This window comes from Stenotrophomonas maltophilia group sp. RNC7, from assembly GCF_030910085.1.
Taxonomy (GTDB): domain Bacteria; phylum Pseudomonadota; class Gammaproteobacteria; order Xanthomonadales; family Xanthomonadaceae; genus Stenotrophomonas; species Stenotrophomonas sepilia.
In genome coordinates, this window is the sequence record NZ_JAVFVN010000833.1 from 1 (window position 1) to 314 (window position 314).

At 35.7% G+C, this 314-nt stretch carries 1 protein-coding gene; it reads left to right on the forward strand.

Going from position 1 to position 314, the window contains the following annotated elements:
* Window positions 1-314: flagellin hook IN motif-containing protein (locus RCF13_RS20115; protein WP_308141496.1), on the forward strand; the 314-nt coding region annotated here is incomplete at both ends.

The window sequence follows — 314 nt, forward strand, 5'->3', positions numbered from 1 at the left end:
AAGTGGTATACTGCTTGATGGTAAATTTACTAGAGATGAATCTCTTCAAATTGAAACAAAACAAGGCACTGCAACAATCGATATTAAAGTAGGTGATACTGCTGCAGATTTAGTTAAGAAGATTAATGATGCAACTGAGAAAAAAACAATTGATGGAAAAGAGAATGATGTTAGCCTTGGGCTTAGGGCAGCATATGACAGCAAGTTAGGGAAATTAATGATAACAACAAAGGAATCAGGAGTTGAGCAGAAAATCCATATAAGTGGCAGCTCAATCTTTGCTGATATTGAGGCAAAAGGAAGTAATGCTAAGA